The 16,427-nt window shown below is 49.1% G+C and carries 10 protein-coding genes; 6 read left to right on the top strand and 4 right to left on the bottom strand.

All coding sequences use genetic code 11. The features are described 5' to 3' along the window. Positions 1-190: 190 nt before the first annotated feature. Positions 191-1,276: an FUSC family protein gene (locus tag HVZ52_RS13570; protein WP_016156215.1), complete on the bottom strand. Its 1,086-nt coding sequence runs from the start codon at positions 1,274-1,276 to the stop codon at positions 191-193. Between the two features lie 1,338 nt (positions 1,277-2,614). Between HVZ52_RS13570 and cspG the strand changes: the two genes are divergently transcribed. The 6 genes from cspG to HVZ52_RS13545 all read left to right on the top strand — a co-directional run bounded on the left by cspG (position 2,615) and on the right by HVZ52_RS13545 (position 13,311). After that, positions 2,615-2,827: a cold shock protein CspG gene (gene cspG / locus HVZ52_RS13565; RefSeq protein ID WP_003841958.1), complete on the top strand. Its 213-nt coding sequence runs from the start codon at positions 2,615-2,617 to the stop codon at positions 2,825-2,827. A 10-nt stretch (positions 2,828-2,837) separates the two neighbouring features. Continuing rightward, positions 2,838-3,026, top strand: coding sequence for a cold-shock protein (locus tag HVZ52_RS13560; RefSeq protein WP_181599297.1), 189 nt, complete (start codon positions 2,838-2,840; stop codon positions 3,024-3,026). A 73-nt stretch (positions 3,027-3,099) separates the two neighbouring features. Further along, a complete protein-coding gene (locus tag HVZ52_RS13555; RefSeq protein WP_019076503.1) occupies positions 3,100-3,330 on the top strand; it encodes a hypothetical protein in 231 nt (76 codons plus the stop codon). A 206-nt stretch (positions 3,331-3,536) separates the two neighbouring features. Continuing rightward, positions 3,537-3,710, top strand: a complete 174-nt coding sequence (locus tag HVZ52_RS13550; protein WP_016152691.1) for an addiction module toxin, GnsA/GnsB family — start codon at positions 3,537-3,539, stop codon at positions 3,708-3,710. Between the two features lie 697 nt (positions 3,711-4,407). Next, complete coding sequence (locus HVZ52_RS22950; protein ID WP_175299807.1) at positions 4,408-4,572, top strand: YnfU family zinc-binding protein; 165 nt, start codon at positions 4,408-4,410, stop codon at positions 4,570-4,572. Between the two features lie 156 nt (positions 4,573-4,728). Continuing rightward, on the top strand, positions 4,729-13,311 hold the full coding sequence (locus HVZ52_RS13545; RefSeq protein ID WP_181598334.1) for a glucoamylase family protein: 8,583 nt from the start codon (positions 4,729-4,731) through the stop codon (positions 13,309-13,311). A 19-nt stretch (positions 13,312-13,330) separates the two neighbouring features. On the opposite strand, the gene HVZ52_RS13540 is transcribed toward HVZ52_RS13545, so the two are convergent. The 3 genes from HVZ52_RS13540 to potA form a co-directional block, all read right to left on the bottom strand. Continuing rightward, positions 13,331-13,564 (bottom strand): hypothetical protein, encoded by a 234-nt coding sequence (locus HVZ52_RS13540; RefSeq protein WP_029139493.1) that lies wholly within the window; start codon positions 13,562-13,564, stop codon positions 13,331-13,333. An 829-nt stretch (positions 13,565-14,393) separates the two neighbouring features. Further along, positions 14,394-15,257, bottom strand: a complete 864-nt coding sequence (gene potB / locus HVZ52_RS13535; RefSeq protein ID WP_016150058.1) for a spermidine/putrescine ABC transporter permease PotB — start codon at positions 15,255-15,257, stop codon at positions 14,394-14,396. Continuing rightward, positions 15,241-16,377 carry a spermidine/putrescine ABC transporter ATP-binding protein PotA gene (gene potA, locus HVZ52_RS13530; RefSeq protein WP_016152695.1) on the bottom strand — a complete coding sequence of 379 codons (1,137 nt, stop codon included), beginning with the start codon at positions 16,375-16,377 and terminating at the stop codon, positions 15,241-15,243. Before potA ends, potB begins: the two co-directional genes overlap by 17 nt. Between the last annotated feature and the right edge of the window lie 50 nt (positions 16,378-16,427).

The following is a 16,427-nucleotide window of genomic DNA, read 5'->3' as shown; positions in this document are numbered from 1 at the left end:
CACCTACGGTGCTCACGGATTATGGTTTCTCAATCAAAGACCTACTGAGAGGCATCTAGCCTGGTAGTGCAAAACTCTTCTTTTCTGGCCCACACAATAAAATAGGCCTTTTTCATTACTAAAAGATAGGTTGTGATATCTGGACGGTGTGAGGCAATAATGATTACATATTTTTCGGTTGACATTGAAATCAATTATTTTCTGTAAGCGCTTTTGTGATTAAGGTTGATAGTGCTTCAAGTTGGATAGCAAGCTGAATGCTCAACCAGACATATCCGTGAACGGCGCTTTCAATGATTTCCTCGCCCTCATTGGCGAGTAAAAGACAATGCAACTCTTTAGTAATTTCGAGAAGATGCTCGCTATTTGATGCTATCGGCGTTGGGTTTCCTTCATGCAAGGCATGTGCGAGGGTGTTGAGGGTGCTACGGGTCATTTTTTCCATATCTGACAGCGTGTGAGTATTCAATATGAGAAATCGACTGCCACGGGATGCCCAGTGGGCATTTATCTGAAATTTTTGCGCCGCTATCATATCGCGGGTTATCGATTGAATATCTTCAAGTAGACTCTTCGCAATCTTTGTTTCTTTATTTACTGGTGTAATAAGGCTGCGCATTTTTACTACATTATTCAGCGCTCGCGTTTGAAGTTTGGCCATTCTCGGGGGCGCAAGAACGTTTCGGGAGACTCCCGCCGTTGTTATTTTTAGATAATCAGAAAGAAAGTCAGCAAGTTGTATACGCCAGTTAATGAATGCTCTTTGGGGAAAAATGCTGGTAAACAACATCGCCAGAATGCATCCTATAATAATGTTGGTGCTTCGCCACAATGCTGTTTGTAAGTCTCCTGCAGGAGCGCTGCTGACAACCGCCAGCGTGATACCAATCAATAATGCGGCATAGGGACGTTTACTCATGGCCAGAAAACCACAAAGGAAAGCTGCGCATCCACACCACAGCATCATCATAGTGAGAGAGTACATTTCAATGTGTAATGCGATGATCCCCAAAATCGCACCCCCTACAGTTCCCGCCATACGTTCAAGTGCCCTGGGTATCACATTGCCCATGTAACTAATTGGTCCCATGACCACAACCAGTGTAATCAGGGGCCAGGAGTGGTCTGGTAAATTCAACATTCTTATCAGTAAGAAAGTTATAACAAATGCTAAAGCAATACGGATCCCATGAACTACACGATAGTTGCGGTAAATCTTAAGTTCTAAAGGACTTATCGGTTTATTCCGTTCAATGGAAAAAATATTGTTTTTCATTGGTTAAAATCTTTAACATAGACAGAATTATAGAGGATGTTCAGATATACACTGAAAAAATAATCTCGTCTTACTTTTTTAACTTATAAAAAAGGAGGGCGATACCTGATATAGGTTATTGTTAATCAATTGCTAATGCAGTAGCGAAAGAAGACGTAATTTTTAATACCCACATTATCTTTGGATTTGCCATTATGGTGGTAAGCGGTTCTACACATATTGAGTGGCCCATGACTTAAATTCAACATGTTGACTTTGACCGATATTAAAAACTTGTGGACTTCCAAAATACTGGTTAGCATGTTTAAAACGTTTTCTTTTTCAGGTTGTTATAAGGCTAAGCAAAACAGGTCAGATGGTTTCTGTGCACGGCTTTATATCAGCAACGGTATCATTATATTTATAACATATGCACTTTGATGAGCTAAGGCCCGGACCAAAGCTCATGAGATATAAGTTCTGGCTACATTAGATGGAAGCAGTACACAACCTATTCATGTGTTATCGAAAAGCAACTACGTAAACAGAAAGTGCAAGTGCGAGAAATATCCAGTATTGAGAATGGTAATGGAAAAGTTTGAGCATAAATATCCTCCACAGATTCGGTTCCTAATTAATGGCAGATTTAAATGTCAACAACAAACAAAAAAGCATGGGCATTGATTGTTTGATTGTTTCATATTGTTTCAGTGATGCGCTATGACGGTGCGTTTGCACCAACAATAGGATTCTTGCATTGTTATGGTGAGCTTAGTGTCAGCCGGGCATTAAGACGCGTCAATCTACTGATAAATATAACCCAGGCAGCCATATGCGGCTTTTTCTATCCTGTCTGTTACTCTTTGCCAGCCGCACACCGATACCACAAAGCTTGCCCGCCGCCTGAATGCCGCAAAGCACACCGGAAATCTTGCCGTTCCTGCCAAAAGCAAAACAGCCGGAGCTGACGTTGTAATCCTCTCTGACATGCTCGGAAATTTCGTGGTAGATGCTAAATATTATGCTGAGATGGAGGAAATACGACTCTTCCGTGAGTCAAAATCCCTGAAAACTTAGGGTGATAGATAAAGGTCTTAAGCAGCATGACATAATTTTCGATTTAAGCTATTTAAATTCATTTTTATGATAAGAATCATGTGCGATTTCCCTATAAAACTAAATCTTGCTATGTTTGGTTAATCATGCGTTAATGAATTCTTGGTTTGTAACGAATTTATCTAAAGCAAGTGCTGTATTAATTTTATTTCTTGTTCCTGTTGAGACTTCCTTGCTGGCTTTTCTCTCTGATAGTTTTTCGGACCATTCTGCCCAAGGGCTTACTCAAGAAAGGTAATAATTATGTCTAATAAAATGACTGGCTTAGTTAAATGGTTCAATCCTGAAAAAGGTTTTGGGTTTATCACCCCTAAAGATGGCAGTAAAGATGTGTTTGTACACTTTTCTGCTATCCAGAGTAACGATTTCAAGACGCTGAATGAGAATCAGGAAGTTGAGTTTAGTGTTGAACAGGGACCTAAAGGCCCCTCAGCAGTTAATGTCGTGGCTGTATAAGGTAACTGTTATTACACATAATATTCACTTCAGATGCCCGTGCTGCCACGGATCTCAGTACAGAACGTCGAGCTTTGATGTTACTGAAAAAAATCCTTTCGGAGCAAAATGTATTTTTTGCAAATCGGTAATGATTACATTTGACAATGTTGCGCTATACATTCGTTCTGGTCAGACTTCGTTAGATTTTAGAAAATAAAGTTCAGGTTCCTTATGGAGCCTTTTTTGTATGCTAAACCGTTCATCTTTGTACGAACCATCACGGTATCATTATGAAAAAAGTAATCGTTTTTTTTAACTCAGAACCGGCAGTTGTTGTATCCGTAATGAAGGGAATTACTTCGATAATGCGTGAGTTTCCCAATGGGGAAAAAGCACACCTGTCCGTGATGTCAGCAGGATTTCCATCTCTGACAGGAGACCATAAAATAGTTTATGTTGCCTCTGATCGCGATGTCAGTTCCGAAGAGATTCTCGAGGCAGCATCGAAGCTTTTGAAGTGACATCTGATTGTTTCTTTACCGACCGAGATAGTAGTCCAGTGGTTTGCAGATGTTTTGCGCTTTTCTTGTATGAAGATTGTACTGCAACCTCTTGATTATTGAGTCTTTCCATTCTATCTTTTAAACATGTCAGCGCTGTTATAAGTGCTCCACGGGGAATGTTACATACTTGGCGTTGATACGTTAGAGATCAAGAGAGGTAAATAATGAACGTCGAAGAGTTAAAAACAAAAACTGAAGCGGATATTTCTGAATTCATTACAAAAAAAATTGTTGAACTCAAAAAAAAGACAGGAAAAGAAGTTTCCGACATCCAGTTTACTGCTCGTGAAAAAATGACTGGGCTTGAAAGCTATGATATTAAAATTACATTGATCTAATTGTTAAAAGACCCAGCTTGAATGAAAAGCATTATCTTAAAAGGTAATGCTTTTTTATTACTGTCAAAAAATTTGGATGTTGTCAAAACCTTCATTTTTAACCATAGAGACAAGGCCTGATTTTTTAATGGGGCCTTTCCGATGCCAGCCCGCGCTATCGGGCTACTGCTGGCTCAGGGCAGGGAATGCACTTGTCGAATATTTCGTGGTCAGTGGGTATCACATTGAGGGGAGTGGGATGACGTAGTAGCCTGCGAATGGGTTAATTATCATTTCGGTCGGGATTGTTAGATAACCCAACTCCTACTTTTACCGCAGCAAACAACATAATGCACAGAGCGGTAATGACGGTAAATACCAATGAAAGGCTGGTAATCATAAATTTTCTTCATTTCAGATGGATTTGATTATTAGACTAAGGAATAAAGGAAAAGTTCAGGGTAAATATCATAGTATTTCCCGGAAGAAATATCGAAGCGGGTCATTGTATACCAGAGCGGACTGCAGAGAGCCGTATCGAAGAGTGGCGGAGCAACGGTCTCAACGGCCCCTGTGGCTGCAAATATCTATCTTGGCAAACGTCGTCATCTACCCTGTGATATCCCCCTTTTGGATAAAAAATAGGAAGATAAATTAAATGGTTAAATTTTATCCAAACGTGGTACAGTGAATCTCATTCATCGAAAGGGTAATCATCATGTCTCTCATCGATTACGCAATGAAGTACCTCGGCGGCGTATCGACGACTACTGTCATCTGCCCGGCCTGCGGCTTACGTTCATCCCAATCTATTTCTAAAATTCGCCTTAAGCAGACAATGCTGTGCCCTGGCTGTAAAACACTGTTTGTTTCACCACGATAATCCTGACACTTAGTTGCACCTAAACCCGGTGTTCTATACTTAAGTCAAATCCCGGCAGCTGTTAAATCCCTGATGCCTTACGCCCATCCTGAGAGAACGTTTCTGAACTGATTTCGCAACTGCTCCTGCATGCTAACTCTGCATCAGAGCAATGCTATGAAAATGAACCCCAGGGCGTGGTTTAACCGCTCCCATATTCCGATGAATGCTCCCGAAAGCGTAACGTTTTCGGCGAACGATCCTGCCGGTGAAAGCACGCTGCAGTCAGAACTCTTTTCGACCGCCCAGATGGAACGCTACGGTCAGAAGCTCGCACGGACCCATAAATTATCGCCGGATAAACATCCTTATTATCTTCTAAAAAGACTCGGCGAGAATGAGGCCATCATTACCCAAAGCTGTTATGAGCTTAACGCGGGTAAAAAGACCAGTATCATGCCTGCCGGGGAGTGGTTACTGGACAATTATTATCTGATTGAGGAACAAATCCGCACTGTCCGCCAGCACTTGCCGAAAAGCTTTGGTAAAGGTCTCCCGTCGCTGATGTCGCCGCTGAATTGCCCACGAATTTACAATATTGCATCAGAGGCCATTGCTCACGGTGACGGGCGCTGGGATGCCGCCAGCCTGACCAGCTATCTCACCGCCTATCAACAGGTGACCCCGCTGACATTAGGTGAAGTCTGGGCGTTACCGGGAATGCTGCGCCTGGCGCTGATAGAAAATCTTCGTCGTATCAGTATCGAAGTGATCAAAGCGCAGCAGGACAGAACGCTGGCTGATATGTGGATAACAAAGATTTTCGGATGTGCAGAGAATGCCCCTGGCGATTTAATCATGGTGGTTGCCGATATGGCACGCTCCCGACCTACGTTAACCAGTGCGTTTGTCGCAGAGCTGGTGCGGCGCCTGCAGGGGCATGGCAATGCGCTGTCGTTACCTCTGACCTGGGTTGATCAGTGCCTTCGGGAACAGGGGATCACCACCGACGTTCTCATACATAATTTCAATCAACAGCTTGCCGCCAGCCAGCTATCTGTCAGTAACAGTATCGCGGGTCTGCGATTACTGAGTGAAACGGATTGGGCTGATTTCGCCGAAACGATAAGTGTCGTCGAACAGGCATTACGCAATGATCCTGCCGGTATCTATCCTCGGATGCACTTTAATACCCGGGATCATTACCGGCACGTTGTTGAGGTCCTGGCCAGAGACAGTGGTCTCAGCGAGCCTGAAGTTGCTGACAGGGTGCTGACGCTTTCAGGAAACAGTGCTCCCGATACACTGGAACATCATATTGGTTATTATCTCGCAGGCGAAGGTCGGCAGGCGCTGGAAATTCATCTGTTAGCAGACACCTCAAGGCTCATGCGCTTGCGGCACAGTTTCAACAGAATAACCCTGCTGTCATGGCTTGGAAACCTGGCATTGTTGACAACCGCAACGACCGCAGCGATTTTGCACGAAACAGCCATGCAGGGCGCAGACTGGCTGCTGATCGCGGTGATATTCCCTCTGATTATCGCTGTAACTCAGTTAATGAGCGATTTACTCAGTGACGCCACCACCCGTTTTCGCGTTCCTCGCCCCTTGCCGCGGATGGATTTCTCAACCGGCATTCCCCCTGACAGCGCCACCCTGTTAGTCATCCCCTGCATGCTGACCAGCCACGCAAGTTTCAGCCAACTCCTCACCAGCCTTGAAGTCTGCTGGCTGGGGAATGAAAACGAAAATCTCAGGTTTGCGCTGCTCACTGATTTCGCTGATTCTGCAAATGAACCCTCGCCGGAAAGCCAGATGCTGCTCAGACAGGCGATCGCCGATACGCAGGCGCTGAATCGCCGCTATCCCTCCAGCCGCCCACGTTTTTACCTGCTACACCGCCAGCCTGAATGGAACCCCGCGGAAGGAACGTGGATGGGCTATGAACGCAAGCGGGGAAAACTGGCGTTACTGAACAGCTGGTTGCGCCATCCGGGGACACAATTCGTCAGCGTTGCAGACATGCCTGCTAACCTTTTACCGGGCCACATTAAATACGTCATTACCCTGGACAGTGATACGGTGCTGCCGCGCGATACGGCGCATAAACTGGTCGCGACGATGGCGCATCCGCTGAATACGCCAGAGTATGATCCGGTACGCCAGAGGGTTATCAAAGGATTTGGCATTTTACAACCCGGCCTTGCGGAGGAGATACCACGCAACGGTCAGGGACGTTACGCCGCCATGCGCAGCAGCATACCGGGCAATAATCCCTATTCGATGATGTCTTCGGATATCTATCAGGATCTTTTTGGGGAAGGATCGTTCGTGGGCAAAGGGATTTACGATGTTGACATTTTTATGCAGGCCACTGCCAACACCTGCCCGGAAAATCTGGTTCTCAGCCATGATCTACTCGAAGGATGCTATGCACGTTCGGGTCTGCTGAGTGAGGTGTTACTCTATGAACAGTACCCGAATAATTATCTGTCGGATGTTGCACGCCGTTCACGCTGGATCCGGGGTGACTGGCAACTGCTTAACTGGCTGAAACCACGTGTCAGAAGAGCCGATGGAACCCGGACCAGGAATCCGCTGACCGCGCTTTCTTACTGGAAATTACTCGATAATCTGCGTCGCAGTCTGGTCGCCCCCTCATTACTGGTATTGCTGTTCTTCACCCTGCTCGGGGTACCTAATCCGGTTTACTGGCTGGGCGTACTGTCGCTGATATGGCTGTTGCCAACCATCCTCTGCATCACCCATGACCTGCTGCATAAACCTCTGCGTCGCCGCCTGAAGCCGCATCTGTTACTGGTAGGGGCGGGCGCGCTGAAGCGTTTGTCAGGTATCGGCCTTAATTTTGCGATACTGCCGCACGAAGCCGGATATTCGCTAAAAGCGATCGCCGTGACGTTATGGCGATTGGGGATCAGCAGGCGTCACCTCAGCCAGTGGGTCAGCCACAGCCTGGACAGCAATCAGGCCGGACCCACTGTCGCGCGTTTTTATCAGGCGATGTGGCTGAATGTTGCATGTGGTGTGATGCTGATAATACTGACCGGACAATTTGCTCCACAACTGCTGGGGATTGCGTTGCCGATCGGTTTGTTATGGTGTGTGGCACCGCTGCTGATGAGCTGGCTGAGTCGTCAGCCTGCGCGGAAGGTGTTTTCGCCCAATCCGGAACAAAAACAGCTGTTGCGCCAGACAAGCCGTGAAATCTGGGCGTTTTTTGAAACCTTTGCCACAGAAAAAGAGAACTGGCTTCCGCCTGATAATTACCAGGAAATACCGCAGCCGACGGTGGCCCATCGAACTTCTCCTACCAATATTGGCCTTTCCCTCATGGCTAACCTGACGGCATGGGACTTTGGCTACCTGCCCGGCGGGGAAGTGCTCCGGCGCGTGTCGCTCACGCTCGACACAATGGATAAAATGGAGCACTACCGGGGCCATCTCTACAACTGGTATGACACTCGTACGCTGGCCCCCCTCAGCCCACGCTATATCTCAAGCGTCGACAGCGGCAACATGGCAGGGCATTTGTTGACGCTGCGTGCAGGGCTGTCCGCCATGCGTCATCAGCCAGTTTTAAATCGCCAACAGATACTGGCAGGACTGAACGATACGCTGGATATTCTGGAAAAACAGTGGGGTCAGAACCCGCCTGACAGCTTGCGGTTGCTGCGAAAACACTGCCTGAGCGCGGTGTCGCTCTCTCCGCAGACATTTTTCAGCGAGCTGAAAAATATGCGCACCCAGTGCAATCACCTGAACACGCTATGCCATCAGGGATCTCCTCTTCAGATGCGTTGGGCAGGACATCTGGAGCATCAACTGGTTCAGCTTTGCCATGAGTGGTCGCTGCTGCTTGGCTGGTTACCTGCATCCTGGAACGAACAGACGCTGCCGACTTTGTGCGAGCTTGCCCGCGCAACATTTACTGGTGTAGGAACCCCCCCGGCGTCAGCGACGGAGCAGGCCCGGATGCGACTCAATATTATCACTGAACTTGAACAACGGCTGGATGAGCATGCCCGGATGGATTTCGCCTTTCTGTACAGCGAAGCAACCAGTCTGCTCAGTGTTGGCTATAACTGTGACACGAATATGCCTGACAAGAGCCACTACGATCTTCTGCCGTCTGAAATCCGCCTGACCAGCTTTCTTGCCATTGCCACTAATCAACTGCCTCTTAAAAGCTGGTACGCGCTGGGGCGACTGTTCACCACCATTGACAATGAAACCGCCCTGATGTCTTGGAGCGGGTCAATGTTTGAATACCTGATGCCGAATCTGGTAATGCCCACCTGGCCTGGCAGCCTGCTCGATGAAATGAGTCAGTCGGCGGTAATGCGCCAGATTCATTGGGGGAAAGAACGCGGAGTACCGTGGGGCGTTTCAGAGTCTGGTTATCATGCTTTTGATGTTCAGCATAATTATCAATATCAGGCATTTGGTGTGCCGGGTCTCGGCCTGCGCAGGGGGCTTGCTGATGACATGGTTGTCGCCCCTTACGCCACACTGCTGGCGTTGATGGTCTCGCCACAGAAAGCCTGTGAGAACCTGATCAGGCTGCAAAAAAATGGCGCACATGGTGAATACGGTTTTTATGAAGCGCTGGACTATACTCCCTCACGCCTCGCAACCGGTCAGCTCTATGCGGTGGTTCAGTCCTGGATGGCGCATCACCAGGGCATGGCGTTTCAGGCGCTGGCTCATGTGCTACTTGACGCCCCGATGACTGAACGCTTCATGTCCAGTACGGTCTTCCGCTCAGCGAGCCTGCTGTTACAGGAACGCGTGCCGGATGCGGTCGATCTGTACAGCCCACGCCGTCATTTTGAATCTCATGAGGGCAGGGTCAAACCCGTTCGCTATGAACCCCGTATTTTCTATGGCGTGGACACGCCGGCCCCGGATATTCAACTGCTGTCCAACAACCATTATCATCTGATGTTGACCACGGGCGGCGGCGGCTATAGTCGCTGGAATAATATTGCGCTTACGCGCTGGCGCAGTGATACCACCCGCGATAACTGGGGAGCATTTTGCTATATCCGCGATATACAGACGGGGAATGTGTCGAGCAATACCTGGCAACCGACAGCCCACACCAGCGGGCATGACGAGGAAGTGATATTCACCGATGCGAGTGCTGAATTCAGACGTACTTTCGATGGGCTCAGCGTCAAAACTCAGGTTGTGATCTCCCCGGAGGATGATATTGAGTTGCGTCGGCTCACACTGATTCATCGTGGTCGCCAGCCCCGCTCTCTGGAACTGACAACCTATGCCGAAGTAGTACTGGCGCCTGAAGCCAGCGATCTGGCACACCCGGCATTTAGCAATCTGTTTATTCAGACGGAACTGGATCCTGAGCGTGACGCTATTCTTTGCCACCGGCGCCCGCGTTCTCCGGGTGAAGCGAGTCCCTGCCTGTTTCACATGATGGTGGTGCATGGCGATAACCGTCATAACGTTTCGTTTGAAACAGACAGGGCAAAATTTCTTGGTCGTGGCAGAAACCCTGCGGATGCCCAGGCAATAAAGGCAGGCGGGGCGCTCAGCAACACGTCGGGGTCAGTGCTGGATCCGATCCTGGCAATACGCCACACCATCACTCTGCAGCCGGGGCAGCCGGTCACGATTGATATCATTTATGGCATCAGCGAGACCCGCCAGCAGAGCCTGGCGTTGCTGGAAAAATACCGCGATTACCCTATCGCTGATCGCGTCTTTGAACTGGCCTGGTCTCACAGTCTGGTGGTATTACGCCAGATGAACGCCAGTGAAGATGATGCCACTTTGTTTAATCGTCTTGCCAGCGCGGTGCTTTACCCTGTCCAGGAGCTGCGTGCCGAAGGCCAGGCGATCAGCCGCAACCGGCGTGGTCAGTCCGGTCTGTGGGGCTGGGCAATTTCAGGCGATCTGCCGATAGTGCTGCTCAGTATTACCAGCGAGGAAAGTATTGCCTCAGTGACCACACTGATTCAGGCACACCGTTACTGGAGACAGAAAGGGCTGGATGTTGATTTGGTTATCCTGAATAACAGCCCCGGCGGCTACCAGCAGGGCTTACAAAATCAGATTATGGACTTAATTTATGCCGGATCTGAAGCCAGCCTGCTGGACAAAACGGGCGGTATTTTTGTTCGTAATGGCGAGCATCTCTCTGCTGAGGATAAGTTGCTTTTGATGAGCGTGGCCTGTCTTTATCTTGATGACCGCACAGGCAGTATCAATGAGCAGCTTAATCAGCGTACTCACACCCTTAAACCTCAGGCCAGAGCACTCATTCCACGAGCTGTGCGCGAGCGTAATCAACATACGGACTGGAGCCCCGATATCAGTCAGTTATGCCATTTCAATGGGTACGGTGGATTTTCTCAGGATGGTCGGGAATATCAGATTGTCCTGCGGGAAGATGCGCAGACACCGGCTCCCTGGTCAAACGTACTGGCAAATGCCCGTTTTGGCACTGTGATTTCAGAGGCGGGACAGGCCTACTCCTGGTATGAGAATGCACATGAATACCGGTTGACACCGTGGGAGAACGATCCGGTGAGCGATCGCAGCGGCGAGGCGTTTTATCTGCGCGATGAAGAGAGTGGTGAGTGTTGGTCACCGACGGCTTTACCTGTTCGCGGACATGGTGATTACCTGACCCGCCATGGTTTCGGTTACAGCGTGTTTGCCCATCGAGAGAATGGTATAGACAGCGAGCTGACGGTCCTGGTTGCCGAAGAGGCACCAGTTAAGCTAGCGCTCCTGACGCTCAGTAACTCTTCGGGGCGGACACGAAAACTTTCCGTCACCGGCTATGTGGAGTGGACGCTCGGAGGAACACGAACTCGTTCAGCCCCTCACATTGTGACACATGCGGCCAGACCGCCTGGCGGCTGCGGAGTGCTGGCGAACAACTTTTATGGCGATAACGGTAGCGGTCGTACTGCCTTTTTTGCCGTCAGCGGTAATGACTGTTCGTTGACCGGGGATCGCCGGGAGTTTATCGGTCGTAATGGTTCTCTGTACGCCCCGTCGGTCATGAAGCTACGCAGGCTTTCAGGTAAAACGGGCGCCGGTCTGGATCCCTGCGGGGCAGTACAATCGGCGGTAACATTAATTGATGGCGATCAGAGGACGTTTATTTTTATCCTCGGCGCAGAGGAGAATCATATTCGAGCTCAGGAGACGCTTGCCCGTTATATGAATGAGGAGACGGTCCGCGAGGAGCTGAACCGGGTTCACAACCACTGGCACAATGTGCTTGATAAAATTGTGGTTAACACCCCCGACACATCGGTAAATTTACTGGTGAATGGCTGGCTATTGTACCAGACGGTAGCCTGTCGCCTGATGGCTCGCAGCGGTTACTACCAGTCCGGCGGCGCATTTGGTTTTCGCGATCAACTGCAGGATACGCTGGCGCTGAGTCATGCTGATCCGAACCGGATGCGAGAACAGATAATCCTCTGTGCATCACGGCAATTTATTGAGGGTGATGTACAGCACTGGTGGCACCCGCCACACGGCAACGGGGTGCGCACGCGCTGTTCCGATGATTATCTGTGGCTTCCGCTTGCCGTTTGCCACTATGTTGAAACGACGGGGGATATGGATGTACTGGAAACACGTATTCCTTATCTGGAGGGACGTCCGCTTCAGCCTGGTGAAGAGTCTGCCTATGATACGCCGGTGATCAGCGGTACCGAAGAGACACTCTGGTTACACTGCGTCAAAGCCATTAAGTATGGACAACAGTTCGGGGAGCATGGTCTGCCGCTGATGGGGGCGGGTGACTGGAATGACGGCATGAACCGGGTGGGGATCGACGGCAAGGGTGAAAGCGTCTGGCTGGGCTTCTTTCTGTTCGACATTTTGCAGCGGTTTGCGGCGCTGGCTGATCGCAGGCTGGATGAAAGCGTCGCCTCAATGTGCCGTTCACAGGCTGTGCGCCTGCAAAGCAATCTCGAAGCCCACGCCTGGGATGGGGAATGGTACCGGCGTGGATATTTTGACGATGGTACTCCCCTGGGGTCGAAAGCATCACAGGATTGCCGGATTGATGCGATTGCCCAGAGCTGGTCAGTATTGTCCGGGGCCGCTAGCCCGGGACGGTGCGCAAAGGCCATGCAGGCGCTGGATAAGCACCTTGTGGATAGCGAAGGGGGACTGATAAAACTATTAACGCCGCCTTTCGATGGGCACGGTCCAAATCCGGGTTACATACAGGGCTACCTGCCTGGTGTGCGGGAAAACGGAGGGCAGTATACACATGGCGCTATCTGGGCTGTGATGGCATTTGCCCGAATGGGGAATGCCGAACGTGCCTGGCAACTCTGGTCCATGCTCAGCCCGATAAATCATACTCTGAATGTGAACTCAGTCGGGATTTATAAAGCCGAGCCTTATGTCATGAGCGCTGATGTCTACAGCGTCGCTCCCCATATCGGACGTGCCGGATGGAGCTGGTATACCGGTTCATCAGGCTGGGCCTGGCGTTTACTTACCGAAGAATTACTGGGGATAAAACGTTCCGGTGCTGATTTAACGGTTCATGCCCGGTTGCCGGATGGCTGGCCGTCTTTTTCTATGGCTTATCAATATGGCGAAAGCCATTATCAGATTAGTGTCTCACGCGGCGATGGAGAATATCGCGTTACACTGGATGGTGTTCTCCTCCCTGATGACAGAATACCGCTGCGGGATGATGGACAAAACCATACGGTTGAGATTATTCAGAACTGATACTGAGTCCGGACGCGCATTAACGTCTACCGTTAATGCGCTGATTATCCCTGAGAACCTCAATCGCTGTCTGCATGGCGATTTTGTCATCTCGTTTTTTTTGCTTGTCCTGCATGACCTGAAGGTATTCCAGCAAAGTTCGGGTATTAATAGGTCGGCCCTGTTTACCCACTGCCAGCACGGCTTCGCCAAGAATAATTTTCACTGGTGGCAACTGGGCTGGGTACCAGTCAAGGGTGTCTTCTGATTTCATGATAAATTTCTCACGGAAGGGTATTATATCATAAATCAGACGTTTAATTTTCAATATCTGATATCCTGATTTAATCATAAATTAACATAACTTAAGCCAGTTATTTTTATATTAAGGCGTATAATAATTACTGTGTTCCTCAGAGAATTATTTATGTCTTATACAAAAGGACTCAGGCACTTTAAAGAAAGACCGGTGCATGTTGCCTGCCCGGTATGCGCATACAGAGCCGATCAGAAAGCAGGTAAACTAAGAAAAGATGCGGTTCTGGAGTGCCCTGCCTGCGGGCTGTTGTTCAGACCATCAGAATGCTGGTGTATCGGCGGCTGATCGGCTTCTGCCACCTAACGTGAGTGATGTTGGGAAATGACAATATTGCTCCTGTACTGTAGTTTGAGAGGATATGATGAAATCTAAAAAATCTATTTTTATTGAAGGACATATCCTTTCGAACAGCTGTCATGGGCAGGTTGGTCAATCTTTCTGTATCCACAGGGCCAGGTTTAATAATGGTAAATATGCGATTATCCGGGAAGCTTCAGGAATATGTTTCAAGCCTGGCGAAATTATTCAACGAAACGATTGCGAGTGGTTTTATAACCTTACCAAAATTCGCCTTCTCTCATTTGAGTACCTTGAAGATGATGAATCCAGAAGACAATTTCTTGAATATCGATAATAAATTCATGCGTATCATGACGGCATAATTTTGCGGGTTTACAATTCCTTTCTGATTTTACAAATCTTATCCCCGTCCGTGACCTGGCATGCAGTTTACTTGAGGGTAAACTGCATGCCATGATCATTTTAACTTTTTGAGTAATATCGGTTAACTATCAATGTCGCTAACCTTCTTGTTCAGCAAGCGGGAGGCGCGCCAGTAGATCAGCAGCATCAGACCCATGACGATGGTCAGCGTAATGCTGGTGGCAGCACCGAACGGCCAGTCGCGGATGTTCAGGAACTGAACTTTAATCACGTTACCAATCAGCAGGTTTTTCGCCCCGCCCATTAAATCGGAAACGTAAAACAGCCCCATTGCGGGCAGCATAACCAGCAGGCATCCGGCGATAATTCCCGGCATCGTTAACGGAATAATGATGCGGGTGAAGGTCTGAAGTTTACTGGCACCCAAATCGCGCGCGGCTTCCAGCAGCGGTTTATCGAGCTTTTCAATGCTGGAATAGAGCGGCATCACCATAAACGGCAGCAGGATGTACACCAGGCCGATAATCACCGCGCTGGGGGTAAACATGATGCGAATGGGGGTATCGATCACGCCGAGCCACAACAGAAATTCGTTGAGGTAGCCCTTGGTACTGAGGAATATTTTGAGTCCGTAGATGCGAATAAGCGAGTTGGTCCAGAACGGAACAATCAGCAGGAACAGCAGCAATGGACGCACTTTTTCCGGCAGTTTCACCAAAAACCAGGCAAACGGATAGCCGAGCACCAGACAGGCGAGCGTGGCAATCAGCGCCATATTGAGGGAGTGAACCAGTACCTCAAAATAGAGCGGATCGAGCAGGCGTGTATAGTTTTCCAGCGTAAAGACCATTTTGACGAAATTGGCGTCGTCGCGGGTCAAAAAGCTGGTGCCGATGATCATCAGGTTGGGCAGAAAGACAAATAACACAAGCCAACCGACAATGGTGACGATCACCACACTCTGGAATTTACTTGTGTTCTTCATCAGCCAGTACGACCTCCCAGCTTTCTACCCAGTTAATCGCCATTTTCTGGTCGAGAGAGTGGTCAAAGTCAGGATCGTCTTCGTTGAAGAATTCACTGACCATCACCATCTTACCATTTTCCAGTTCCACAACCGACTCCAGCGTCATGCCTTTGTAGTTGCGTTCACGCACGTAGCCGATCAGGCCTTCGATATGATTGTCGTCGTTGATTTCATCAACGCGCAGATCTTCAGGGCGTAACAGGACGTGCAGCTTCTGCCCGGGAATCACCGCGAAGTTGACATAAATATTGCACTCACGACCTTCAACGTTAGCACGAACGCGCTGTTCGTCCAGACGTTCTATCACCGTCGCGTTAAACATATTGATCTCACCGATAAACCCGGCGACGAACAGATTTTTCGGCTCTTCGTAGATTTCGCGCGGCGTACCGTCCTGCTCAATCTTGCCATCGCGCATCACCACGATACGGTCTGACATGGTCAGCGCCTCTTCCTGATCGTGAGTGACAAAGACAAAGGTGATACCAAGCTTACGTTGCAGCGCTTTCAGTTCGTTCTGCATCTGCTTGCGTAGTTTGTAGTCCAGCGCAGAGAGAGATTCGTCTAACAGGAGTAAACGGGGTTTATTGACCACCGCTCGAGCAATCGCTACGCGCTGCTGCTGTCCACCGGAGAGTTGATGCGGTTTTCGCTGGGCGAACTCTTCCAGTTGCACCATGCGCAGAGCTTCGGTAACGCGGGGAGGAATGTCGGCTGCGGGCGTTTTTTGCATGCGTAAGCCAAAGGCCACATTCTCAAATACGGTCATGTGGGGAAATAACGCATAGCTTTGGAAGACGGTGTTCACGTAGCGGTTTTCCGCAGGAACGTGAGTGATGTCCTGGTTGTCCAACATGATATGACCGGAATCAACCGTTTCCAGACCGGCAATCAGGCGAAGAACGGTTGTTTTACCGCAGCCAGAGGGGCCAAGCAGCGTGAGAAACTCGCCATTATTGATGGTCAAATCCAGGCTGGAAATCACCTCTTTGCCATCGAAACTTTTGCGAATTCCCGCTAATTGCACCAGTGGAGAAAGCGAACGCGGTTGTTTATTCAATTTTTTACTCTGTCCCATGTAAACGCAACGGATGGCTGACCGCTGCGGGGTTCGTGGTTAACCACCTT

This window comes from Citrobacter sp. RHB36-C18 (assembly GCF_013814485.1).
Classification (GTDB): domain Bacteria; phylum Pseudomonadota; class Gammaproteobacteria; order Enterobacterales; family Enterobacteriaceae; genus Citrobacter; species Citrobacter braakii.
The sequence above is the reverse complement of the archived record's forward strand: the minus strand, read 5'-3'. Positions and strand labels throughout refer to the sequence as shown.

Bases quoted from the DNA above. Each gene is read 5' to 3' on its own strand.
- cspG (WP_003841958.1), top strand. From the start codon at position 2,615: ATGTCTAATAAAATGACTGGCTTAGTTAAATGGTTCAATCCTGAAAAA.
- potA (WP_016152695.1), bottom strand. From the start codon at position 16,377: ATGGGACAGAGTAAAAAATTGAATAAACAACCGCGTTCGCTTTCTCCA.
- HVZ52_RS13570 (WP_016156215.1), bottom strand. From the start codon at position 1,276: ATGAAAAACAATATTTTTTCCATTGAACGGAATAAACCGATAAGTCCT.
- HVZ52_RS13540 (WP_029139493.1), bottom strand. From the start codon at position 13,564: ATGAAATCAGAAGACACCCTTGACTGGTACCCAGCCCAGTTGCCACCA.
- potB (WP_016150058.1), bottom strand. From the start codon at position 15,257: ATGAAGAACACAAGTAAATTCCAGAGTGTGGTGATCGTCACCATTGTC.
- HVZ52_RS13550 (WP_016152691.1), top strand. From the start codon at position 3,537: ATGAACGTCGAAGAGTTAAAAACAAAAACTGAAGCGGATATTTCTGAA.
- HVZ52_RS13555 (WP_019076503.1), top strand. From the start codon at position 3,100: ATGAAAAAAGTAATCGTTTTTTTTAACTCAGAACCGGCAGTTGTTGTA.
- HVZ52_RS13545 (WP_181598334.1), top strand. From the start codon at position 4,729: ATGAAAATGAACCCCAGGGCGTGGTTTAACCGCTCCCATATTCCGATG.
- HVZ52_RS22950 (WP_175299807.1), top strand. From the start codon at position 4,408: ATGTCTCTCATCGATTACGCAATGAAGTACCTCGGCGGCGTATCGACG.